Raw genomic sequence first — 23,417 nt, 5'->3', positions numbered from 1 at the left:
TCAGCTCCTGAGCGTGCAACGCATGTGGCTGCTCGCACCTAGCACTTTCAGCCATTGTTGGAATATAGCCAGGTGCTCCCTGGGCAACTGGTGGATGTGTATAAAAGGAGAGTCCATGGCGTCCTTCGGCAACCAGTTGGCAACCATGTCGACATCGAAATTTCCAGGAGTGTCCATCTGAACGATGCTGTAGCCCGAACGCATGGCGAAATGCCCGATATTTTGCGGAGTGAAAGCCTGCAAATGCATCGGCGGAAAAATACCATGGGCCAGCGCACGAAAGCTGTTGTAACCCAGTGCCTGGTTGTCCATACCGAGCGCGTTAGGTGTATGGAAATGATGGAGCCCTCCATCGCTCATGAGCTTCTTCGTGGCGACCATAAAACCGTGAGGATCGAACAGATGCTCGATCAGCTCGAAATGGATGATCAGGTCGAAGACCCCGCCACTACCGGCAGCAAACTCCTCGGCACTGGCAGCATGGAGCGTGAGGTCGCGGTCTTCGTTCCTAGCGATGGCCGAAGCGTCGATATCAATGCCGGTCAATTCGCATCGGTGCAGGAGATCGCTGGCGTGAAGGGCAGCCTTCAACTCGGATAACAAGCCGCCCGAATTGCAGCCGACCTCAAGGATGCGTATCCGCGCCCGGCCCAGCAGATACTCATCGATCAGAGTGAGGAGAAAGCGCACCCGATCGGAAATTATCCGGTCGCCTGAGCGCTGACGCGCCTTCAACAGGTCGCCGAGCATGCCGTTGCAGCGGCACTGGCTGTAATAATGACCAAGTACCGCCGGCGGCGGGCAAGGCGTTACATACGCGGTGGTGCAGCGCATGCATTTGGCGACACGATAGATACCCTGGAAAGGTTCGAGGTCGGCGCGCTCCTGCGCTCCGCAACAAGGACAGCACCTTTCCACGAATGCATGAGAAAACTCCGTGTAAATCGCCAACGCATCGGCGATACGCTGCTCATAGATCGCCAACGCCTGTTCCCGGGTCCGGTTCTGCTGCAGGAAGCTGACATAGGCGGGCACGGAATAGAGCCCCATGCTGCTTTCAACTACCCCCTCTGCAGCCGAGTGGACGTAAGGAGATTCGCTCATGAGTCGCTCCGCCTATAGACCAACTCGTCCCAATCGGTAGGCAGCCTCTTGGGACTTTTCGATAGATTGGCGATATCCCACAACGCGAAGCCGATATCATCCATCTGCTGGAAGGCCTTCGCGGAGATATCACTCCTGCCGCAGAAACCGAAGAGAGACGCTTCGATGGCTATGTAATCGACTTGCCCAGGGGAGACAGCCTCCATCTCCTGGCACTCGTAGCCGTGCATGTCGATGTGGGCGTTACGCAGACACTCGCAATCCTCAACGCTATCGAGACCTGACTCGAGAGAATCCAGTCTGCACCCCAGGTCAACAAGCTTGGAAAACCACAACGACTCGCCAGGCTGTGCGTCGATGCCAAGTATGGTCGGAGCAATCGAGGACGCCAATTGCTCACAGAAGCGCCGAGGCAAATAGGACCGAGCATAGTCGGCATCGCACCACTCGAAAGTACCGCAGCGAGACGAGTAGGCCGCCGAGTCGTCACGGGGCATGCTGGTCACCTCCAACGCTAGCGGTTCGCGGCTTGCGCTGGAGGATTGCGTCCAACACCCGCTCCACATCCTCGAGGTTATCCACTGAGATGGACTGGTCGCTCATTTCGATCATCTTGACTTCCCAACCCAATTCGAGAAAGCGCAGAATCTCGATGTCCTCGACCTCCTCCAGTGAAGTTTTCGTCGGCCTGGCTGCGAACGCTCGCAGCGCCTCACGCGGAAAGGCGTAGGCACACACCTGACGCCAGGCCCGACTAAACTCGCCTTGTTTGGTCGTCGGAATGGCTGCCCGCGACATGTAGAGCAAGCGTCCATCCGGACGAAAGACCACCTTAGGGACCGATGGGTTGCGAAACGTCGTTTCGTCGGCGATGCCACAGTAGCCATTGATAATCGCTTCCGGGCTCGCCTGGGCTGCATCGATCAGCTTGCGCAGATCGTCAGGATTGAACAGCGGCTCATCGCCCTGGACATTGATGAAGATTTCCGCTGAGACCTGTCCGGCCACTTCGGCGACCCGGTCGGTTCCGGTCAGGCAACGGCTCGAGGTCATGAGCGTGCGAATCCCCTCGCCTTCGCAGACTGCGCGGATGCGTTCGTCGTCGGTGGCAACCAGCACATGCTCGGCGTCCACCGCCTGGATGCATTGCCTGTAGGTCCTGACGATCATCGGCACGCCGCATAAGTCGAGCAAGGGCTTGCCTGGCAAGCGTGTCGACGCATGGCGTGCGGGAATGACAACGGCGTACTTCATGGAGTCCCTCATCCGATGGGCGGAAACTGCGTTTTCCGCGACATTTAACCGACCCTACCCCGCCAGAAATCCCGCGAGTTCATGGCAAGTCGGCTGGCGGCCTCCGCCCGCAGCAGAGCTCCATCGCTATCGGAAAACAGGCGGTTCCAGCTTTCAGCGGAAAACGAATAGAACGTGTCACGCTCCAGGTTGAACAGCGCGGTGAACTTCAACGAGTACCAGCTCATATACGGCTCAAGGGCCAGGAGGCGCGCCTGTGCAAAACGGTAAGAGTCGGCCAGGGATTCCACAGGAAAGCCCAGACGCCGGGCATAATCTCGCCAGAGCGCAGATTCGAAGGTGTACTGAGACAGCTCCTGGTAATGCCGCTCCGGCGACAGTTCCAGCCGATCGGACAGCTCGTCGGCGGCCCAGTCTGCCGGACGCGGATCCTCGGGCAGGGACCAGAGCGCCAGCATATCCTCGGTTCTTGCAATCATCGCTTTCTCCGAGAAGTGGAACGGCATGTACTGCCAGGACGCACCCAGCGAAACCGCGATCTTCCCGGCATTGCGGCCATGCGAGAAGAGTCCGTTGAGCGCCTGGTGAAGCGAACCATGAAGAATGTTGTCGCTGCGGCAACGAACAGCGAACTCGATCCCCTTGTCCGCCAGGCGCTGTACACCCAAGCGTGCCGAACGCAGGATCACATTGCGGTTCATCAAGCCGAGATTCTCCGGCTGTGGAACCAATATCAACTCATCCAGCCAGGGGCGACAGTGCTCGAGCAATTCGCTGGACTGATGGTCCCAGGTCACCATGCACTGGTAGGCGGACGGGAAATGCGAGCGGTTCCAGGCCAGCACCAGCGGCGTGAAGTCGAACGCCAGGCCCTGGACGAAAATACCCATCCGACTGGAAGGCAGATCGCGCCTCATCGTCAGACTTGGGAGCAGCTCGGCGACGTCCTGCATTTCATCGAGCAGCGCCACGTTGCCCGGATCGAAATCGATAGCGCGTACCGTGCGGAACCTGCCATGAAACTGACTGATCTGGTTCATCACTTCGGGGAAGTGGTTGGCCATGACCACGATCAAGGTGTGCTCCAGCGATTCCTGTTCGAGTGCAGACGGCGCCCGAACTTCCACGCCGTGGATGCGCTTCCCCTGATTTTCGGGATAGGGACAAATAGTGTATTGCAGGTTCAGGTACTCGCTCACACACGGGTAGAAATCCTGGAAAAACTGCCCCGCCCCCCATCCGACTAGGCGAACCTTGGAGAGGTCCAGGTCAGGGTACTTGAGGCGTGCGCGCAGCAAGGTTCCGGTAACGATAGACATGTTCAAGACTCTTCAGATTACGAGACGAGCATTCGACGTCCACGACGACATTCATCCGCTGGAAGGTCATGTCTTACCCTCCGGGCCATGGAACGGAAGCCATAGGTGTCGATAGGGAGACGGCCTTTCATGCGGAATACTCCGGCCAGTCGACATACAGAATGGTGTCGTAGAAAAACATCGAATAGTGCCGTAGCCGCAACCGAGCCCCCGGGGCGATCTCATCGATCGCAGCGACAATCTCCAGCAGGTCCGCCACGTGGTGATAACAGGTAATGGCCATGCGCGGCCGGCATTCGCCGATCAGGCGCGCTGCGCCGCGGAGGACCCGCGCTTCGTGGCCCTCCACATCCATTTTGAGCAGGCTCATACGGTCCAGGACGTCGTCCAGGCGCACACAACGCACTTGAACCGCACCATCCGCCTGGACCCGACTGCCCATGGTGCCGTGCGCAGCGAACGCAAGATAGCCCTCATCGTCGGACACGGCCAGGTTGTGCAGCTTCAGCCTGGCATGTCCGTTTAGGGCCGCGTGCATGCGCTGGTAGTTCGCTGGGTCGGGCTCGAAGGCGTGGATCGAGGCGTATCGATGACGGGCTGCCAGCATGAATTTCTTCACCGTATCACCGTCGAAGGCGCCGATATCCACGTAGTGCTCGTCGGTTCGCAGGTCGATCGGATGTCCGGCGCCGCGGTATAGGGAAAAGTATTCCTGCTCTCCCGGACACACGACATCCAGCAGAGCGGAACGGTTTCCATCCAGGCGCAAGCGCATGATGGCATCCAGGGTCTTGCGGCTTGGCTCGTCGGCCAGACGCTCGCGCAGCGAGACGAACTCGGCATGATATTTCACGGCCAGTTCGCGAGTCAGCGCACCGGTCTGGTAGACCAGCGGAATATCCAGCAGATAGAGGAGTTCAGGTAAGTCGAGGGTGGCGCATTTCGCGGCGCTTGAGAGACGGTCCAGCGTCAGCCATGCAGACAGCGAATAGGCGCAGTTCACCGCCGGCCTCCCGGCATGACGGGGATCGCTCAGGTGAGCAGTGGGGATCACTTCGTCGAAGCCATCGACAGTAGTGCCTTCCCTGAAGAGCACATCATCGACGGCGACCAGGCGCACATCAGGCAGGCGCCTGGCCAGGCCGGACGCGATATGGGGTCGATAGATACGCCCGAGATAGGAGCTAGGCACCAGCAACATGAGATATCCACTCTGTTCGCAACGCGCTAGAAAATCCGCTTGTGCAATGCTGCCACCATCCACCATCGACCACCCCTCAATTGTTCAGGATGCGCGCCCCATCGGGCATGAGTTCATCGTAAAAGGAGTAATTGGGCAGCTCCCGGGGAATCCTGCCCGGCAACAACCATTCGCAGTGTCGCCCCACCCGGGTGTCGGCGAGCGCGACGCTGCCCGCACCCAGCGTGCTGCCCTGGCCGATCTCCACTCGCCGTCCCAACTGCACGCCAGCGAGCAGCGTGCTACAGGTTCCGACCCGGCAGTCCTCCTCCACCAGGACCTGCAGCTCCAGCCAACTGCCAGTGCCGATGCGGGCACGACCGGCGAGCACGCAACCGGCGCCGACGAACACGTTGCCCAGCAGTCGCACGCCTTCGCCGACGATGGCCTGAGGCGAGACGATATCGAATAGCCGGTAGCCCGCCAGGCGGATGTCCGCGATGAGCTTGTGGCGGGCGTAGTTCACCGCCCGCTCGTCCAGCGCCACGAATACTTCGCTTTCCGCAGCGGGGTAGCGTTCGAGCAGAGGCGCAATATCGAAGTTGTGTCGATCCGCAGCATTCAGCTCCAGGACCCGGTGTTCCAGTCCCCGTTCCCGCGCGGTACTGTCCGCCCGTTCGAGCGCGCGCCCTTCCCCGACGATGATCGTCTGCTTCATGCCCTCTCCCCCAGTACCTGCGCGCGATACCACAGGTGCTGGCGCACCAGCTGCACCTCGTAGTCGCCGTGCATGAACGGCGGCGAATGTGCGCCCAGCCCCTCCTGGAGGCGTTCCAGAACCAGGGTGTCCTCGCCGATCACGTTACGCTCGCCGCGAATCAGGGTGCTCAGCAAAGCGCTGAAATCGGTCTTCGGATCCTTGCGCCGGGCAGTCATCATCCACAGGTGGTAGTCGGTCTCGCCGGGTGCCACCGGATCGTACTGCTGGAGCAGGAAGTGCTCGCCACGGACGCTGCAGAAGTTCACGTTCGGGTAGATGAACCAGTTGTAGTAGGCGTGCTCGTCGCCGTAGCCCTCGCAGAGGTCGGAGAACCAGCTCTTGTAAGGCTGGATCGGCGCCTTGGTGGGGAAGCTCAGCGAACGCAGCTCCGGCGTTTCGCCTTCCTGCAGCAGGCGCAGCACCTCGGACGGCACCGCAGCCTCGCGTGCCAAACCGCGCACCGGAGCGGTCATCACCGGGAGGAAGGTCTTCGGATGGACGAAAGGAACGTGGTTGTAGTCTTTCACGTTCTCCATGTTCAGCTTCCAGTTGTAGCGCACCTTGTGGCAGCTGTAGATCAGCCGCGTATCCAGGTGCGAGGAGACCTCCCGCAAGGTTTCCAGGAATCCATCGTCGAACTGCTCGCGCAGCGGCAACGGGTCGTCCGCCAGGTTGACGAACAGCAGTTGCCCCACCTCTTCCAGGTGCAGCTTGCGCAAGCCGATCCGCGCCCGCTCCTCGGCGCTGAACTGGTACAGGCTGGAGTTCGGAATGCCCTGTAGCTGCCCCTCGGCACCGAACGACCAGGCATGGTACGGGCAGACCAGCGGTCGCTGGCCGGTGCATTCGGTCTGGATCGCCGACAGACGATGCGGACACTGGTTGAGAAAGGCCCGAATGCCGGACTCGGTACGCTGCACCACGACCGGCACGCCGGCGATCTTGCGGGTGAAGAACTGGTTGCGCTCGCGCACCATCGAACTGAAGCCGACGAAGATCCAGAGCCTGCCGAACAGCCTTTCGCGCTCCAGCGCGAGCGTCTGCGGCTCGGTGTAGTGCGCTGCGTCCAGCGCATGGCGAGTCATGTCCACATCCACAACCTTCACTTGCTGAAAATAACCCGGGCCGGATTGCCGACCACGGTCTGTCCGGCCGCCACGTCCTTGAACACCACCGCGCCCATGCCCACCACGGCGTCTTCGCCGATACTGACGTCGCGGGCGATCATCGCCCCGGAGTTGATCACCGCGCGATCGCCCACCTTCACGTAGCCAGCCAGCAGGCAGCGCGGGCCGATGTGTACATAGTCGCCGATGACCACGTCGTGGCCGAGCATGGTTTGCTGGTCGATGAAACCGTAGGCGCCGATACGGCAGTCCACGCCGCTGCTCACGTCGTAGCCGAAGAAGGTCGGGCCGTAGCTGGTCCGCACGCCAAGGGTGCAGCGGGTGCGAATAGCGACGAACTCGGCGCCCTTCGCCAGCAGGCATGCGACCTGCTTCTGGCGACTGAGCGGATCGCCGACCGCGGCGACGAACAGTTGGTCAGGCTCGGCGACGAAGCTCTCCGGATACCCGAGCCACGGATAGTAGAGCGACTCCGCGACCGCTTCGGGGCCGCGTTCGTCGAGAAACCCGCCGATCACCCAGTCGATGCCGTGACTGTAGTCGACCTGCAGCTGGGCCAACACCTGACGCCCCAACCCACCGGCGCCGAGGATGATGATCCTCTTCATTGCATCGTCCTCAACTGATGGTCAGGCCGCCGTCCATCACCAGGGTCGTGCCGGTCACCCAGCGGCTGGCATCGGAAAGCATGAAGATAGCGGCGTTGGCGATATCCTCGGGCTTGCCGAAGCCCAGCGGATAATTGTTGCGCTCGGTGTCCATGGAACCCACGACCTGGGCCGTAGCTTCCAGCAGCGGTGTTTCCACCAGCGCCGGCGACAGGCAATTGACCCGGATCCGCCGTTTCACCACTTCCATGGCCAGGCAGCGGGACATGGCGATCAGAGCGGCCTTGGTTCCCGAGTATGCGCCCACACCGGCAACCCCGATGTGGGCGGCGATGGAAGCGATGAACAGGATCGAGCCGCCGGCCGCGATCAGGTTGCGCTTCAGCAGCGCCTGGGTAAGCAGCATCGGCGAGTCGACATTGATCGACTGAACCTCGTGCAGGTGCGCTTCGCTCATCATACGGACCGGACATAGACGGGAGATCCCCGCGCTATGCACTACCCCATGGATTTCGCCATCGAGCGCCGCGACCAAGGCGGCACGCTGCTCGGCGACCGTGAGATCGACCTGGATCGCCTGGTGCGACAAATCGGAAATCGCCTGCAACGCTTCCAGGCTGGCGCCCAGGCGCTGTGGGTCGCGACCGCTGACGATCAATTCGGCGCCCATCCGCGCGCAGCTCTGCGCGATGGCCAGGCCCAGGCCGGAACTGGCGCCGGTGACCAGGATGCGCCTGCCCGACAGGCTGAAGGGATTGAAGGAAGTCTCGTCGTTCACTTGGCTGATTCCGCGTTCAAGGCACTCAGGATTCGATCAGATCGGGGAACTTCGCCCCTTCGATATCCACCAGGCAGGTACCCCAGGACAGGCCGATACCGAAGCCGCAGAGCAACACGCGATTGCGGCCGGCCTCGAGTTCCCGGTTGATCCGCGCGGTCATGGTCACCGGCAGCGAGGCGCCGCTGGTGTTGCCGAAGTCGCGCAGGGTCGAAGGCACCTTCTCTACCGGCAGGCCGAGCTTCTTGCGGATGGTCTCGTTGATCATCCGGTTGGCCTGGTGGAAAACGAAGTAGTCCACTTCGTCCTTGCTCGCACCGGCATAGTCGAGCAGCTTTTCCACCGCCGGCGGTACGCGCTGGGTGGAGAAGCTGAGTACGGCGGTGCCGTCGAGCTGCAGGTCGATGGCACGGTGCCAATGGTCGTTCTCGTCCTCGCGGAACGGCATCAGGTGCTGCACGCCGACCGGTTCGCGATGGCCGCCCACCGGCAGGATGATGGCCTTGTAGCCGCTGCCGTCGCTGTTCAGGTCGAAGTGCATCGGCGGCGCGCCTTCGCAGAACTCCAGCGCCGTCGCGGTGCCCGCGTCGGAGAAGATCGGATCGTTGACACTGGCGCCGCGGTCGCCGACCAGCACAAGGCCCTTCTTCACCCCGCCGGCGGCGATCAGCGAACCCAGCAGGTTGAGGGCGAACGGATAGGCCGAGCAACCCAGGTTGACGTCGAAGGCCACGGTGGAATGCGGCAGCCCCAGGCGGTCCTGGAGGATGATCGCGGTAGCCGGCGCCAGGTAGTCGGGAGACTGGGTCACGACGATCAGCGCATCGACCTCCTCGCGCTTCCACTCCAGGCTTTCCAGCAGGCGCTCGGCGGCGTCGAAGGCCAGGTCGGAGAAGCACTGCCACTCCTGCGCCATGCGCCGCGTCTCGATGCCGATGTTGCGCACCAGGCGTTCGCGCTCGGCGCGCAACTGCGGCTTGCAGTCGGTCAGGTTGGAGATAACGCGCTTGGGGACGCAGGTCGCCATCCCGGCGAAACGGACGTTCTTCAGCGTGGAGGTGGCCATGGTCAGAGTCCGAGCATCTGGTAGAGGTCGCCCACCGTGCGAGCCTTGATCAGGTCTTCACCGGTGATGGTCTTGCCGTATTCCATGTCGAACATGACGATGACCCCGAGCGCGGCCAGCGAGTCCCATTCCGGCAGGTCTTCGAGCTGGGTGTCCATGCTGACCTCGACGGGATTCTGGAAATCGGTGGCGGAAAGGAAGTCTTCGATGAATTTTGCTTGGCTCATTTCTTGTCTACCTGAGTGAGGCGGTTGTTCATTCTGTTATCGGTCGCGACGGGCTCAACTTGATGCTCGCCGCCGCGGCATGGCGGCGGAAGCGATCAGGCCGGCGACGAACTCGACGTCTGCGGCGGCCAGCCCGGGATAGATCGGCAGGCACAGCACCCGCGAGGAAATCGACCGCGCCACCGGAAGATTGGCGGGCGCCGCCGAGGGCAGCGAATGGTACATGGGGAAGTCGCTGATGAGTGGGTAGAAGTAGCGCCGCACCAGCACATCCCTGTCGCGCAGGCGCTGGTACAGCTCGTCGCGCGAAAGCGGAAAATCGTCTTCCACCAGGATCGGGAAATAGGCGTTGTTGGCGAAGGTCTGGGTACCAGGCCGGAGGCACTGGATGCCAGGGACGCCGGCCAGCAGGCGCCGATAGCGCTCGGCGATCTCCCTGCGCTGCTCCAGGGCCTGGTCGACGTGCTTGAGTTGCAGCAGCCCGAAGGCAGCGCCGACCTCGTTGAGCTTGCCGTTGATGCCGGGCATGACCACCGTGACCTCGTCGACGAAGCCGAAATTCTTAAGGTGGTTGAGGCGTTGCCGGGTGTTTTCGTCCGAGCAGATGATCGCACCGCCCTCGAAGGTGTTGAACACCTTGGTGGCATGGAAGCTGAGGATGCTCAGGTCGCCGTGGCGCAGCACGCTGCCGCCGGCGTCGCGCACGGCGAAGGCATGCGCGGCATCGTAGATGACCTTCAGGTGGTGGATATCGGCGATCCGCTGGATCGCCTCGACATCGCAGGGGTTGCCGTAGCAATGCACCGGCAGGATCGCGGTGGTCTGCGGGGTGATCGCCGCCTCGATCCGCGACGGGTCGAGATTCATGGAGTCCTGATCGATGTCCACGAAGATCGGCTTGAGCCCGTTCCACAGCAGCGCGTGGCTGGTGGCGACGAAGGAGTACGGCGTGGTGATCACCTCGCCGGTCACCCGCAATGCCTGCAGCGCGGTGATGAGCGCCAGGGTGGCGTTGGCGAAGAGCACGATGTGCTTCACCCCCAGGTATTCGCACAGGGCCTCTTCCAACGCATGGTGCATGTCGCCCCCGTTGGTCAGGAAGCGGCTCTCCCAGATCTTTTCCAGGTAGGGGATGAACTCTTCCAGGGGCGGCAGCAGCGGGCTGGTGACCGGGATCGTCTTGTTGTTCATGTAGGGCCCTGATGAATGGATACTCAGGCGAGTAAAGGGCGAAAAACCCGAGCACGCCACTCTATGCAAGGCCCGTACCCAAAGAGCCTGATGCAGGTCAAAGCCCCTGGTCGCGCGACCCCTGGCTGTTCCACAGGCGCTGCGGCGCGAATCGGCAGTCAAACTTCTGACAAATTCTCCCGTGTTTCCGTAGACCTTGCGGAACAGACCCTCCAGCGACACAGGTCCAGTCCCTGCGAACGAAAAGGCCCATGACGGAGTCATGGGCCCTGTTCCACAGAGGGACTGTCACTTCAGGTAGTTGAACAGGCTCAACCCCTGGATCTTCACGTAGCTCTGCTGCGCGGCATCCATGATGGTGGACTGCAACGACAGCCGCGACAACGCCTCGGCGTAGTCCAGGTCCTGGATCTGCGACATCACCGACGCATTCACCAGCTTCACATCGTCGATGAAGGTCTCGGTGCTTTCCACGGTATTCAGGCGCGCGCCGATCTTGCCCTGGCCGCCATCCACGGCGGCAGCCACGGCGGAGAGGTTGGTCAGGGCCACCGCCGTCGCATCGCGGATGGCGTCGTTGCCGGCCTGGTTGTCGGTGGAGCTTTCCAGGGCCTTGCGCAGGTCCGACACCACGTTCAGCAGGCTGCGCTTCTCGCTGCCCGGCTTGTAGTTGACGTTGAACTCGTCGCCCGCCTTCGGCGTGCCGTCGATCGTCACGCTGACGCCGGCGTAGAGCACCTTGTCGATTGTCTTCGGGTCGTCGTCGATGGCGCCCTTGGACAATTGCCAGGCCGGCGGCGAATTCGGATCGTAGGTGGTCCAGTCATAGCCCGGAGGCAGGCTCTTCGGATCGTAGACCACATACTCCTTGTCGCTGACGAAGTGGATGTTGAAGCCGTCGGTTGCCGCAGGCGGATTGCTCGCCGGGAACTGGCTGTCGAAGGCCAGCTCGTCCTCGACCAGACCGACCGAGATGCGACCGTCGCCGGTATTGCCAGCCGCCGCCTTGGTATCGAGACGAGCGGCATTGACGATGTCCTCGAACAGTACCTTGCCGCTGTCGCTGACCGGAATCCGCGTGCTGCTGGCGATCTGCACCTCGCGCTGGCTCTCGTCGCCCATGTAGCTGTAGGTGCCGTCCTCGTTGCGCACGAACGGCTGCACCGAGCCCTGGGACCCGGAAAACAGGTATTTGCCACTCGCGTCGCGGCTGTTGAGCAGGTTCAGCAACTCGTCCTCGCGCTGGCGCAACTCGCTGGCCAGCGACTTCTTGTCGTTGGAGTCCAGTGCGCCGTCGCCGGCCTGGCCGGCGATCTCACGGATGCGCTGGAGGACGTTGCCAACCGAACGGAGGATGGTTTCTTCCTGGCTCAGGCTGTTCTTCGCCTCGGTCATGCCGGTCTTGTACTGCTCGTTCAACCCCTGCTCCTGGTCCAGGCGCAACAGGCGTACCGAACCGACCGGGTCGTCCGCCGGTGTCAGGATGCGCTTGCCGGTGCTGATCTGCTCGAAGGTACGGTTCAGGTCCGCGTAGTTGCGGGAAATCCCGTTGACCGAGTTGTTGAAGGCCTGGATGGTGGAAATGCGCATGGTGGCGGTCTCGCTGGCTTAGGCCCCGTCGAGAGAACTCAACGGAACGCTCCAATCAGGGTATCGAACAGAGTGCGGGCAACTTGAATCACCTGGGCCGAGGCACCGTAGTACTGCTGGAACTGGATCAGGTTGGCCGCCTCTTCGTCGAGGCTCACCCCGGACAACGAATCGCGGCTGTCCTGGGCCTGCTTCAGCACCGTGGCGCTGGCCTCGCTGCTGGCACGCACCTGGGCGGTCAGGGTGCCGACCCGCTCGACCAGGCCACCATAGGCCTCGTTATAGGTGGAACCGGTGTTGTCGGTGCCGCCGACGGTCGGCTTGGTCTGCAGGGCCAGCAGGTTGAGAGCGTTGCGGTTGTCGGAAATACCCTTGTCGTTGAAGCCCAGCTTGAAGCTGTCGGAGTTCTGCGGTACGCCGCTGAGCTCGAATTCGTAGCTGTATTTCTGCCCGCTCGGGTCGGTGAACGCCATGCGCACGGTATTGGTATTGCCGCTGGTCAGCGTCGGGCTGCCGGTCAGGGCGTTACCGTCCTTGTCGACGTAGCTCCAGCCGGCCGGCAACGGCGAGGACAGGGTATAGGTCTTGCCGTCGGCGCTGAGCGTCGCGCCCAGGCTGATCCCGTTGGGCCCGAACGCGCCCTGTAGCACAGTCGGATCCACCGGCGACGGACCGCTGGTGAGGGTCGGCGCGCCGATCTTGCCGGTGCCGCGGTTTTCGGTGGTCGACTCGGTACGCGCGGTACCGGCGAACGCCAGTTGCGAGGCATTCTTCAGCGTCGCCTCGATATCCGCCGCGCCACGCCGGGTCGGCTGCAGGGTGAAGCGGTCGCCGGCAGCCGGGAGCTGGTCGAGGGTCAGGTTGAAGCCCTGGTCGACGCCGTTGGCATCCTTGAACGAGAGGGTGTAGGGACCGGTACCGCTGACCGTGACCTGCATGCTTGCGTCGTCGCCCAGGCGCCGCGCGGTGAAACTGGTGCCGTCGAAGTCCAGGCGGAAATCGCTGGAATTCAGCTTGCTGGTATCGGTGATGTTCAGGTTGGCGTGGACATTACCGGTGTTGCCATTCTTCGCCAGGACCCGCAGCGCGGTGATGTCCGGATCGTTGATGTCGCCGAACAGGTTGGCGCCGGCCTTGCCGGCCAGGTCGAGGCCCTGCCCCAGCTGCTTGTTGATGGTATCGGCGAGGGTGATCGCCAACTGCCCGAGCTTGTTGTAGCTGCTGTCCAGGGCGCTATTGCGGTAGGCCAGCAAGCCACCCATCTCGCCGCCGGACACCAGGCCGGTGACGTTCTGTATGGAGTTGCCGTTGCTCAGTTGCACCTGGTAGCGGGTCGGGTCATCCAGCCCGGGCACCACGCTCAGGGTCGACACGGTATTGCCCACCACCAGCGGCTGGCCGCTACCGATGAACAGGCTGACGCTGTTGTCGTCCTGGGTGACCGCGGTCACCCCGATCATCTCGGACAGCTTGCGCACGGCTTCGTCGCGCGCATCCATCAGGTCGTTGGGCACCGCGCCCGCCGACTTGGCCTTGGCGATGGCATCGTTGTAGCTGGCCACGCTCTGCGACAGATGGTTGACCTGCGAAGCCAGCGCGCCCAGTTGCTGGTTGATCAGGCTGTTCTGCTTGTCCAACTGGTCGTAGAGGGTATTGAAGGTCTTGCCCAGCCCCTCGGCCTGGGCAAGCACTGCCTCGCGCGCTTCGGTCGAGGAGGGATTGTTGGCGGCGGCCTGCAGTGCGGCGAAGAAGCGCTGCATGGCCGGGCTGACGCCGGTGGTGGTGTTGGACAACAGGCCGTCGAGCTGCTCGATCTGGCTACGGAATGCGCTCAACTCGCTGTTCTGGCTGGTGGCGTTGCGCAACTGGCCGGTGAGGAAGTCGCTGGCCAGGCGGCGCACGTCGACGATCTGGCTGCCCGAGCCCATGTAGCCGGCACCGCTGAACTGCGGGACCTGGGTCTGCTGGATGGCATCCTGGCGACTGTAGCCCGGCGTCTTGACGTTGGTGATGTTGTGCCCGGTGATGGTCAGCCAGGTCTGGCTGGTGCCGAGGCCGGACAGGCCTATCGAGAGTAGGTCGGACATGGGTCAGTTCCTCCTTGCTCAACCCAGAGGCGGCGTGCCGGCGGCGGCGACGGCCTGGTAGGTCTGCATCTGTCTGGCGATCTGCGCCACCTTGCGGGCGTACTGCGGATCGGTGGCGTAGCCGGCGCGCTGCAGTTCCTGCATGAAGCGCTCGGGGTTGGCGGCGCTGTCCAGGGCGTTCTGGTAGCGGTCGTTGCCCTGGAGGAAGCTGACGTAGTCGTGGAAGCTCTGCTCGAACGACGAGTAGGAGCGGAACGCCGCGACTTCCTTGACCGCCTTGCCGCCTTCGTATTCGGTGGTGAGAGCGCGCGCCGAGGCACCATCCCAGCGGCTGCCGGTCTTGATGCCGAACAGGTTGTGGCTGCTGCCGCCATCCTGCTGGCGGATGATCGATTTGCCCCAGCCGGTCTCCAGCGCGGCCTGGGCCACCAGGTAGCGGGCATCGACGCCGATCCGCTCGGCGGCCTTCTGGGCCATCGGCAGCATGGTGGCGATGAACTCGTCGGCCGAGGCGAACATCGACTTGCCCCTGGCCAGCGGCGGCTGGGCGATGCGCCGGCTGCCCTGGCTGTCGACGCCATCGGTGGAGAAACCGCGGCGGCTCGCCGCCGGGTAGCTCTGCGCCGGCAGGTAGCTGTCCTGGCCCAGGCTCTGCATCTGGCTGGCGGCCGGCGAGGCGGAGGGAACGATGCCGGCGAGCATGCGCTCGGTCAGCTTGCCCGGCAGCGCCAGGCGCCTCTGGTTGAGCAGCTTCGAGTCGTCGCGGCCGGCTTCCGGCATCGGCAGGGCCTTGCCGGCCTGCGCGCTGGGGTTGCTCGGCCAGCGACCGGCGCCGTTCTCGGCGACCCGGGCGAACGGGTTTTCGCCGTTGCCCCTGGAGCCTTGCTTCATCTTCGACAACTGGCGCACCAGCACGTCGGCCAGGCCGATGCCGCCGGCATTCTTCGACAGGCTCACCGACAGTTGCTGGTCGTACATGTCCTGGTACTGCTTGGTGGTCTGGCTGTTCATGAAATTGCCGTCGCCCAGCGCTTCGTTGGCCGAACGCATGGATTTGAGCATCTCGTTGAGGAACAGCGATTCGAATTCCTGGGCGACCTTGCGGATGTTCGCCTCGCCGTCGCGGTCCTTGCCGACCTTGAGCTGGTTGAGGCGGTTGAGATCGGTATAGGAGCCGCTGTCGGGGCCTGCGCCGATACCGCTGAGCAAACGGGAATCCATGGCGTCGTCCTCAGATCACGATCAAGTCGGCCTGCAACGCGCCGGCCTGCTTCAGGGCTTCGAGGATCGCCATCAGGTCGCTCGGCGCGGCGCCGACCTGGTTCACCGCGCGGACGATGTCGTCCAGGGTGGTGCCGGGACCGAACTTGAACATCGGCTTGGTCTCCTCCTCGGCGTTCACCCGCGAGCGTGGCACCACCGCGGTCTGGCCGTTGGAGAAGGCACCGGGCTGGCTGACGATCGGGTCCTCGGTGATGCTCACGGTCAGGCTGCCGTGGGTGACGGCGGCCGGCGATACCTTGACGTTCTGGCCGATGACGATGGTGCCGGTGCGCGAATTGATGATGACCTTGGCCACCGCCTCGCCCGGCTGCACGTCGAGGTTCTCCAGGATCGACAGGTAGTCGACCCGCTGGTTCGGGTCGAGCGGCGCGCTGACCCGCACCGAGCCGCCGTCCACCGCATGGGCGACGCCCGGACCGAGCAGTTCGTTGATGCGGTCGACGATGCGCTTGGCAGTGGTGAAGTCCGGGCGGTTGAGGTTCAGCGTCAGGCTGTTGCCCTGGTCGAAGCCGCTCGGCACCGCGCGTTCGACGGTGGCGCCGGCCGGGATACGTCCGGCGGACGGTACGTTGACGGTGATCTTCGAGCCGTCGCGGCCTTCGGCGTCGAAGCCGCCGACCACCAGGTTGCCCTGGGCGACCGCGTAGACCTGGCCGTCGATACCTTTCAGCGGAGTCATCAGCAAGCTGCCGCCGCGCAGGCTCTTGGCGTTGCCGATGGACGACACGGTGACGTCGATCGGCTGGCCCGGCTTGGCGAACGGCGGCAGGTCGGCATGCACCGATACCGCGGCGACGTTCTTCAACTGCACGTTGCCGACGTTGGCCGGCACCTTGATGCCGAACTGCGCCAGCATGTTGTTGAAGGTCTGCAGGGTGAACGGCGTCTGCGTGGTCTGGTCGCCGCTGCCGCTCAGGCCGACCACCAGGCCATAGCCGATCAACTGGTTGGTCCGCACGCCCTGGATGCTGGCGATATCCTTCAACCGCTCGGCCTGGGCCGCGCCGGCGGCCAGGAGCAGCGCGGCGAGGGCCAGCAGGTGCTTGAACTTGGTCATCGCGGGCGTCCTCAGAACGGCCACAGCGGGCTGAGGAAGAAGCGGTCCAGCCAGCCCGGCTGACTGGCATCGGCGAAGGCGCCGGTGCCGGAGTAGGTGATCCGGGCGTCGGCCACGCGGGTCGAGGACACGGTGTTGTCGGTGGCGATATCGTCGGCGCGGACCAGGCCGGCGATGCGCACCAGCTCGTTGCCGGTGTTCAGGGTCATCCACTTCTCGCCGCGCACGGAGAGGATGCCGTTGGGCAGCACCTCGGCCACGGTCACGGTGATCGAGCCGGTCAGGCTGTTGCTCTGCCCCGCCTGGCTATCGCCCTTGGCGTCGCGCGAGCCGCCGTATTCGGCGCTGAGGCTGAGGTCGCCGCCGCCGATCGGGTTGTTGGTGGTCATGCCGCTGCCGAACAGCGAGGTCAGCCCCATCTTGGTCTTGCTGTCCTTCTGGATATCGGAGTTGGCTTTCTTGCTCGCCTGGGTCTTCTCGTTGAGGGTGATGGTGATGATGTCGCCCACGCGGAAGGCCTTGCGGTCGTCGTAGAGGTTCTGCTCGAAGCCGGCCTGGTAGATCGCGCCGTTGTTCTGCGCGGCGGGCAGCGGGGTGCGCGGCAGCACCGGCGCGTAGTACGGATCGTTCGGCTTCGGCGGTGGATTGACGCAACCGCCCAGGGCGGTGGCGATGCCAAGCAGGGAGACGATCATCAGCCGGTTCATATCAAGCTACCTCGCGGCGTACAGCCAGGGCCCGGTCAGGGCCCGTCAAAGATTCTGGGTGACGAAGGACAACATCTGGTCGGCGGTGGAGATGACCTTGGAGTTCATCTCGTAGGCGCGCTGGGTGGTGATCATGTTCACCAGTTCCTCGACCACGTTGACGTTGGAGTTTTCCAGGGTGTTCTGGGCAACCGTGCCGAGGCCGTTGAGACCCGGCGTACCGACCTGGGGCGCGCCGCTGGAGCCGGTTTCCAGGAACAGGTTGTTGCCGATGGCCTGCAGGCCGGCCGGGTTGATGAAGTCGGCGGTCTGGATGTTGCCGATCACCTGCGGCTGGGCGTTGCCGGTGGTGGTCACCGAGACGGTGCCGTCCTGGCCGACGGTGAAGGTCTGGGTCTCGTTGGGCACCACGATCGCTGGCTCCAGGGCGAAGCCGTTGGAGGTGACGATCTGCCCGTCGGAGTTCAGGTGGAAGCTGCCGTCGCGGGTGTAGGACACGGTGCCGTCCGGCAGCAGGACCTGGAAGAAGCCGCGCCCGTTGACCGCCATGTCCAGCGGCTGCTCGGTGGTCTGCAGGCTGCCCGGGGTGAAGATCTTCTGGGTGCCGACGACGCGCACACCGGTACCCAGTTGCAGGCCCGAAGGCAGCTCGCTGTCCTGGGTCGACTGGCCGCCCGGCTGGCGCCGGATCTGGTACAGCAGGTCCTGGAACTCCGCGCGGTCGCGCTTGAAGCCGGTGGTGGATACGTTGGCCAGGTTGTTGGAAATGGTGGTCAGGTTCATGTCCTGGGCGGACAGACCGGTCTTGCTGACCCACAGTGCCGATAACATCGTCGTGCTCCTCGGGTGCCGGTTTTATGGCACCACGCTCAAGTGATTAGCTGATTTGCAAAACCCGCGCCATGGCCGCCGAATCGTCCTCGGCGGTGCGCATCATCTTCACGTGCAGCTCGAATTGACGGGACAGCGAGAGGATCGCGGTCATCTCTTCCACCGCGTTCACGTTGCTGCTTTCCAGGAAACCGGAGACCACCTTCACGTTGGCGTCGGCCAGCGGCGCCTGCTCGCCCGGCTGCGGCTTGTAGTGCAGCAGGCCGTCGGTACCCTTCTCCATCTGCTTCAGGTTCGGGTTGACCAGTTTGATCCGGTCCACCACGGCGACCACGTTGGGGTTCTCGCCAAGGGCGCGGATGCTGATGGTGCCGTCCTGGCCGATCTCCACCTTTTCCTCCGGCGGCACGGCGATCGGCCCACCGTTGCCGAGCACCGGCAAGCCGTCGCCGGTGCGCAGCATGCCGAGGGCGTCGATATGCATGCCGGCGGTACGCACGTAGGCCTCGCTGCCATCCGGCGCCTGGACCGCGACGAAGCCGTCGCCGTCGATGGCGATGTCCAGCTCGTTGCCGGTTTCCTGGAGGCTGCCATGGCTGAAATCGGTACCGGGCCGCTCGCTCATGGCGAATACCCGCGCCGGGAAGCTGTCGCCGAACACCTGCATCGAACGCGCCTGCTCGAAGTCGCGACGAAAGCCGCTGGTCGAGATGTTCGCCAGGTTGTTGGCATGAGCACGCATCGCCAGGGTGTTCTGGCTGGCCCCGCTCATGGAGACGTACAGCATCTTGTCCATCGAATCCTCCAGGCACCGGCACAATCCGCCGGGCTTTCTTGCAGGTTATCCAGCAAGCGCCGTGCCAGAATTCGAAAAAACAATTAATACATTGATTTAAAAGGATTTTATAAAACAGAAAGCCTCCTTTCGGAGGCTTCGGGGGCAACCCCTGGCCAGGGGTTGCCGCTGGCGGCAAGGGCCTTGCCGGTGCCCGGACGGCACCGGCACGCCGTCATCAGCGCAGGTTGATGATGGTCTGGGTCACCGCATCCTCGGTCTGGATGGTCTTGGCATTGGCCTGGTAGTTGCGCTGGTGGACGATGAGGTTCACCAGTTCGTTGGAGATGTCCACGTTGGACGCTTCCAGCGCGCCGGATTGCAACGCCCCCAGGGTGCCCGAGCGCGGCGCGCCGACCGCCGGCTCGCCGGACTCCGAGGACTGCACCCAGGAGGTCTTGCCGATCGGCGTCAGGCCCTGGATGTTGGCGAAGTTGGCCAGCACCACCTGGCCCTGCACCTTGGACTGGCCGTTGGTGTAGCGGGCGAAGATCACCCCGGTGTCGTCGATTTCCAGGCCTGCCAGCTGACCGGTGGTGTAGCCGTCCTGGATCGGGTTGCTCTGGGCGAACGCGGTGGAGTACTGGGTGGTCTTGCGCATGTCGAAGGAGATGCCGCTGGCGGCACCGGTCGCGCCGTTCCAGGCGTAGGTCGGCGGGGTCTTGCCGTCCGAGGCCGCCGGAATCCAGCCGGTGCCGGGAGTCGGCGGATTGCCGGTGGCCGGGCTGAACTGGATCACGTTGGTGGTCGCGTCGATGCTGAAGCCCGGCCCGCTGGTGCTGCCGTCCGGAGCCCGTACCGAGGTCATCTGGCCGCTGGCGTCGAAGGTGACGTTGAAGCTCATCGGCGTCTTGTTCGACGGGTCGAGCGGATTGACCCCGTCGATCAGCACTTTCATGGTCCAGCTGTTCTCCGGAATCGGCGGGGTCGCATTCGGATCCGGCTCGTTCTTGATGAAGAACTGGCTCATGGTGTGGGAGTTGCCCTGGCTGTCATAGATGCCCAGCGAAGAGGACGAGTTGTAGGTAGCGGCGTCGGACGGATCGAACGGCGTCACGGTCGGCGGCTTCAGCGTCGAGTTGAGGTTGTACGACTGCTGGATGCTCGAGGTGGCCTGCGGCGCCTGATTGGCGCGCTCGACCTTGAGGTCGGTGACCACGCCGTTCTGCAACTGGCCGTTCGGCCCGACGGCATAGCCCTGCAGGCGGTAGCCGTTGTTGTCGACGATGAAATCCTGCTTGTCGGTATTGAAGTAGCCGGCGCGGGTGTAGCTGATCGCCCCGTTGTTGCTGGTGACGAAGAAGCCGTTGCCGTTGATGGCCAGGTCCAGCACGCTGTTGGTCGAGTCGATGTTGCCCTGCTTGAACATCTGCGAGACGTCCGAGAGCAGCACGCCGCTGCCCTGCGGGTTGCTGCCCGAACCCAGCACCGAGGCGGCGTAGACGTCGGCGAACTCCGCGCGGGATTGCTTGAAGCCTACGGTGCCGGCGTTGGCGATGTTGTTGCCGGTGACGTTCAGGCCGCTGGAGGCCGCCTGGATGCCGCTCAGGCCGATGTTGAAACTCATGGATAGCTCCTTGCCGGAAACGCCGGCTTACTGGCCGATGATCTGTACTTTGGACAGCGCGATGCTGCCCAGGCCTGCGAGGTTGAGCATCAGCTCGCCGCCGTTCTGCCCCAGGGTGACGCTGTCGACGTTGGCCGGCAGGTAGGTCTGGAGCCCGTAGGTCTTGCCGTCGATCGAGGTCTGCGCCTCGAACTTGTAGGTGCCCGGCGGCATGATGTTGCCGCTGCTGTCCTTGCCGTCCCACATGAAGCTGACGCTGCCGGCAGCCTGCTGGCCGAGGTTGATGCGATTGACCACGGTGCCCTTGTCGTCGTAGACGTTGAGCCATACGTTGCTGCTGGAGACCGGCAGGTTGAGGGACGCCTTGAAGGTGTCCTTGGTGTCCACCACCGACTTGTCGGTCGCCACGATGACCTTGCGCCCCACCAGCGACGAGGCTTGCAGGGCCTGCGACGACTGGTAGTTGGAGAGAATGCTCTCCATGCTCTTGTTCAGCGACTGCACGCCTTCCACGGTGCTGAACTGGGCCAGTTGGGCGATGAACTCGCCGTTCTGCTGCGGCGACATCGGGTCCTGGTTCTTCAACTGGGCCACCAGCAGCTTGAGGAATTCGTCCTTGCCAAGGTTGCTGCTGCCCTTGACGCTCTGCCCGGTCTCGGTGGCGCCGCTGCCGGCGGCGCGCTTGCTGCCGTTGACGTTGCCGGTGTTGCTGCTGGTGCCGCTGACGTTATCGATGCTCATGCTCTACTCCGCTCACTGACCCAGGGTCAGGACCTTCTGCATCATCTGTTTGGCGGTATTCATCATTTCCGCGTTGGTCTGGAAGGCACGGCTGGCGGAAATCATGTCGGCCATTTCCTCGACCACGTTCACATTGGGGTAATACACGTAGCCGTTGGCATCCGCGGCCGGATGGTTCGGCTCGTAGCGCGGCATCAGCGAACTCTGGTCCTCGACGATGCCCAGCACCTGCACGCCGGCGCCGGAGCTGTCCTGGTCGGCGAACAGCGAGCCGCTGTCGCCCTGGGCCTGCTGGAACATGGTGGAGAACACCGGATGGCGGGCGCGGTAGGTCTTGTCGACGCTGGAGGAAACCGTCTCGGCGTTGGCGATGTTGCTGGCCACGGTGTTCAGGCGGGTGCTCTGGGCGCTCATGCCGCTACCGGCAATGTTGAAGACACTGGCGAGGGACATGGCGGTTACTCTCCACGCAGGGCGCTGACCAGCCCTTTGAATTTGCTGTTGAGGAAGGTGAAGGACGCCTGGAAGTGCATGGCGTTCTCGGCGTAGTTGGCCTGCTCGATCTGGGCGTCGACAGTGTTCTGGTCGATCGACGGCTGGACCGGGATGCGGTACTGCAGGCTGCCCTCGCCCATGCCGAAACCTTCGGCGGCGATATGCCGCTCGTTGGTGGTGCGGGTGGCGAAGGTACCCTTGGCGGCCTTGTCCTTCTGCTCGGCGAGAACCGCGGCGAAGTCCAGGTCGCGAGCCTTGTAGTTCGGGGTATCGGCGTTGGCCAGGTTGTTGGCCAGCACTTCGGCGCGCTGGGCGCGGAAGCTGAGGGCCTGCTGGTGGATACCGAGTGCTCTGTCGAAACTGATGCTCATGGCTGCGAACCTGTTTGCCGGTGTGGCTTTCGTCGCCAACACTTCAGCAAGGCCCGTGCCAAATTATTAAAAACCTTTATATTCAATAACTTGAGTTTATTTAAGGGTAACCCGGAAGCGGCAAGCGGCAAGCCGCTTCCGCTTGCCGGCAAGGGTGGCAAGCCCCTGGAACGGCTTCTCCGGCAAACGAAAAAAGGCCCGATATCGTCGATATCGGGCCTTTACCATGCTTCCGGCCGCCGGGGACACGGCTCACTCGTGGCGAATGATCCGCTCGAGATCCACCGGTTCGCCGGGATGGGCATGCAGCTTGGCGCGAATGTCCTCGAACATCGCATCGTATTCCTTGTGCACCCGGGTGATCGCGCCGAACTTCGGGTGCAGGCCGTGCTTCTGGGCGACCCGCGTGGCATCGCTGGCGAAGTTGAAGGCGGTATCGCGCGGCAGCTCGAAGGAGTCGCTGAACGGCTTGCCGTCGATCTCGCCGTCCATGTCGAAGTGCACATAGGCGCCGGATTCGGCGTTCTGCCGCACCTCGTAGCGGATATGGATATTGATGTCCTGCTGGTCGAGGCCGGGCAGGCTGACCAGATGGAGGTGGCCTGGTTCGAACATGACGAATCTCCTGGTGGGAATCGGAATCAGTCTAGCCAGGGTCGAGCGAAAGAAAACCGCCCTGGATCAGTGCAACGTCGCTTTTTCCGCGCGTTCCTGAATGACCACCCAGGGCGCCACCACCACCGCCCAGAGGGTCGGGTCGCGTTCGAGGAAGTCCTTGGCCGCATCCTCCCCGACCTTGCTCAGGCCGCCGCCGGAAAGCCAGGCGGCGACCTTCTCGCGGTCGTCCCCGGCCAGGGCCTCGGCGACTTCCACCAGGTCCAGCGCGGCATCGACCTGGAGCAAGGCGCCACGGGCGAAGAACGGTTGCAGCTCGGCCCAGGAAATGACCGCGGTCTCGCCGAGCAGCTTGGCATAGAGGGTGCTAGTTTGTTCTGTCATGGGATCTACCTGGATTGCATGGGCGCCATGATAACGCCCGCCGGTAGCCCACGACAGCCGAAGGGAAACCGGGCCCAGGGAGGTGAGGCAGGTCCGCGCCGTTTTTCTATACGTTTATGTCAACCAGGCGACACGACTCACGGGAGCTCGCCGTGCCGTGCTTTTCAAGCGACGAAGCGCCGCTCTACACTGTACCGGTACAGTTCCCGGGGTCCGTCCATGACGATCACCCGGTCTCC

General features: G+C 63.4%; 25 protein-coding genes. All 25 read right to left on the bottom strand.

From position 1 onward, the window contains the following. The gene (locus FHW81_RS14055) at window positions 1–1,104 is read right to left on the bottom strand and encodes a class I SAM-dependent methyltransferase (protein ID WP_004348584.1); all 1,104 of its coding nucleotides are present in this window, start codon (window positions 1,102–1,104) and stop codon (window positions 1–3) included. After that, window positions 1,101–1,601, bottom strand: coding sequence for a hypothetical protein (locus FHW81_RS14050; protein WP_004348583.1), 501 nt, complete (start codon window positions 1,599–1,601; stop codon window positions 1,101–1,103). The genes FHW81_RS14055 and FHW81_RS14050 overlap by 4 nt, the downstream gene beginning before the upstream one ends. Then, complete coding sequence (locus tag FHW81_RS14045) at window positions 1,591–2,358, bottom strand: 3-deoxy-manno-octulosonate cytidylyltransferase (RefSeq protein ID WP_003120604.1); 768 nt, start codon at window positions 2,356–2,358, stop codon at window positions 1,591–1,593. The genes FHW81_RS14050 and FHW81_RS14045 overlap by 11 nt, the downstream gene beginning before the upstream one ends. A 44-nt stretch (window positions 2,359–2,402) precedes the next feature. Next, entirely contained in the window at window positions 2,403–3,677 is a 1,275-nt protein-coding gene (locus FHW81_RS14040) for a hypothetical protein (protein WP_171893896.1), read from the bottom strand. Between the two features lie 127 nt (window positions 3,678–3,804). Continuing rightward, entirely contained in the window at window positions 3,805–4,878 is a 1,074-nt protein-coding gene (locus FHW81_RS14035; protein ID WP_014603180.1) for an FkbM family methyltransferase, read from the bottom strand. A 76-nt stretch (window positions 4,879–4,954) separates the two neighbouring features. Then, window positions 4,955–5,575 carry an acetyltransferase gene (locus tag FHW81_RS14030; RefSeq protein ID WP_003125042.1) on the bottom strand — a complete coding sequence of 207 codons (621 nt, stop codon included), beginning with the start codon at window positions 5,573–5,575 and terminating at the stop codon, window positions 4,955–4,957. Then, a complete protein-coding gene (locus FHW81_RS14025) occupies window positions 5,572–6,702 on the bottom strand; it encodes an aromatic ring-hydroxylating oxygenase subunit alpha (protein ID WP_003158206.1) in 1,131 nt (376 codons plus the stop codon). The genes FHW81_RS14030 and FHW81_RS14025 overlap by 4 nt, the downstream gene beginning before the upstream one ends. A 17-nt stretch (window positions 6,703–6,719) precedes the next feature. Next, window positions 6,720–7,352 (bottom strand): acetyltransferase, encoded by a 633-nt coding sequence (locus tag FHW81_RS14020; protein WP_003120609.1) that lies wholly within the window; start codon window positions 7,350–7,352, stop codon window positions 6,720–6,722. Between the two features lie 10 nt (window positions 7,353–7,362). Then, on the bottom strand, window positions 7,363–8,130 hold the full coding sequence (locus FHW81_RS14015; RefSeq protein ID WP_021205055.1) for an SDR family NAD(P)-dependent oxidoreductase: 768 nt from the start codon (window positions 8,128–8,130) through the stop codon (window positions 7,363–7,365). A 25-nt stretch (window positions 8,131–8,155) separates the two neighbouring features. Beyond that, window positions 8,156–9,196, bottom strand: coding sequence for a ketoacyl-ACP synthase III (locus FHW81_RS14010; RefSeq protein ID WP_003086420.1), 1,041 nt, complete (start codon window positions 9,194–9,196; stop codon window positions 8,156–8,158). A gap of 2 nt (window positions 9,197–9,198) precedes the next feature. After that, complete coding sequence (locus tag FHW81_RS14005) at window positions 9,199–9,423, bottom strand: acyl carrier protein (protein ID WP_003086419.1); 225 nt, start codon at window positions 9,421–9,423, stop codon at window positions 9,199–9,201. 54 nt (window positions 9,424–9,477) lie between these two features. Continuing rightward, window positions 9,478–10,614 carry a DegT/DnrJ/EryC1/StrS family aminotransferase gene (locus FHW81_RS14000; protein ID WP_003086416.1) on the bottom strand — a complete coding sequence of 379 codons (1,137 nt, stop codon included), beginning with the start codon at window positions 10,612–10,614 and terminating at the stop codon, window positions 9,478–9,480. A gap of 288 nt (window positions 10,615–10,902) precedes the next feature. Continuing rightward, a complete protein-coding gene (gene flgL, locus FHW81_RS13995; RefSeq protein WP_003086414.1) occupies window positions 10,903–12,204 on the bottom strand; it encodes a flagellar hook-associated protein FlgL in 1,302 nt (433 codons plus the stop codon). A 38-nt stretch (window positions 12,205–12,242) separates the two neighbouring features. After that, window positions 12,243–14,291, bottom strand: a complete 2,049-nt coding sequence (gene flgK, locus FHW81_RS13990; RefSeq protein ID WP_003158204.1) for a flagellar hook-associated protein FlgK — start codon at window positions 14,289–14,291, stop codon at window positions 12,243–12,245. 18 nt (window positions 14,292–14,309) lie between these two features. Further along, window positions 14,310–15,512 (bottom strand): flagellar assembly peptidoglycan hydrolase FlgJ, encoded by a 1,203-nt coding sequence (gene flgJ, locus FHW81_RS13985; RefSeq protein ID WP_003082172.1) that lies wholly within the window; start codon window positions 15,510–15,512, stop codon window positions 14,310–14,312. 10 nt (window positions 15,513–15,522) lie between these two features. Then, the gene (locus FHW81_RS13980) at window positions 15,523–16,632 is read right to left on the bottom strand and encodes a flagellar basal body P-ring protein FlgI (protein WP_003082169.1); all 1,110 of its coding nucleotides are present in this window, start codon (window positions 16,630–16,632) and stop codon (window positions 15,523–15,525) included. Between the two features lie 11 nt (window positions 16,633–16,643). Continuing rightward, a complete protein-coding gene (gene flgH / locus FHW81_RS13975) occupies window positions 16,644–17,339 on the bottom strand; it encodes a flagellar basal body L-ring protein FlgH (RefSeq protein WP_003082166.1) in 696 nt (231 codons plus the stop codon). 45 nt (window positions 17,340–17,384) lie between these two features. Next, a complete protein-coding gene (gene flgG / locus FHW81_RS13970) occupies window positions 17,385–18,170 on the bottom strand; it encodes a flagellar basal-body rod protein FlgG (RefSeq protein ID WP_003082164.1) in 786 nt (261 codons plus the stop codon). Window positions 18,171–18,216: 46 nt separating this feature from the next. Continuing rightward, complete coding sequence (gene flgF, locus FHW81_RS13965) at window positions 18,217–18,966, bottom strand: flagellar basal-body rod protein FlgF (protein WP_003082159.1); 750 nt, start codon at window positions 18,964–18,966, stop codon at window positions 18,217–18,219. A 217-nt stretch (window positions 18,967–19,183) separates the two neighbouring features. After that, entirely contained in the window at window positions 19,184–20,572 is a 1,389-nt protein-coding gene (flgE, locus tag FHW81_RS13960) for a flagellar hook protein FlgE (RefSeq protein ID WP_003082154.1), read from the bottom strand. 27 nt (window positions 20,573–20,599) lie between these two features. Continuing rightward, window positions 20,600–21,313, bottom strand: a complete 714-nt coding sequence (flgD, locus tag FHW81_RS13955) for a flagellar hook assembly protein FlgD (RefSeq protein WP_106120577.1) — start codon at window positions 21,311–21,313, stop codon at window positions 20,600–20,602. Between the two features lie 12 nt (window positions 21,314–21,325). Then, window positions 21,326–21,766: a flagellar basal body rod protein FlgC gene (flgC, locus tag FHW81_RS13950; protein WP_003082150.1), complete on the bottom strand. Its 441-nt coding sequence runs from the start codon at window positions 21,764–21,766 to the stop codon at window positions 21,326–21,328. A 5-nt stretch (window positions 21,767–21,771) separates the two neighbouring features. Beyond that, window positions 21,772–22,179 carry a flagellar basal body rod protein FlgB gene (gene flgB / locus FHW81_RS13945; RefSeq protein ID WP_003082144.1) on the bottom strand — a complete coding sequence of 136 codons (408 nt, stop codon included), beginning with the start codon at window positions 22,177–22,179 and terminating at the stop codon, window positions 21,772–21,774. Window positions 22,180–22,431: 252 nt separating this feature from the next. Next, the gene (locus FHW81_RS13940; protein ID WP_003082140.1) at window positions 22,432–22,794 is read right to left on the bottom strand and encodes a DUF5064 family protein; all 363 of its coding nucleotides are present in this window, start codon (window positions 22,792–22,794) and stop codon (window positions 22,432–22,434) included. A gap of 66 nt (window positions 22,795–22,860) precedes the next feature. Continuing rightward, entirely contained in the window at window positions 22,861–23,178 is a 318-nt protein-coding gene (locus tag FHW81_RS13935; protein ID WP_003086400.1) for a DUF2288 domain-containing protein, read from the bottom strand. Window positions 23,179–23,417 lie beyond the last annotated feature (239 nt).

The sequence above is a fragment of the Pseudomonas sp. RC10-4-2 genome (genome assembly GCF_050433085.1).
Lineage (GTDB): Bacteria > Pseudomonadota > Gammaproteobacteria > Pseudomonadales > Pseudomonadaceae > Pseudomonas > Pseudomonas aeruginosa.
The sequence above is the reverse complement of the archived record's forward strand: the minus strand, read 5'-3'. Positions and strand labels throughout refer to the sequence as shown.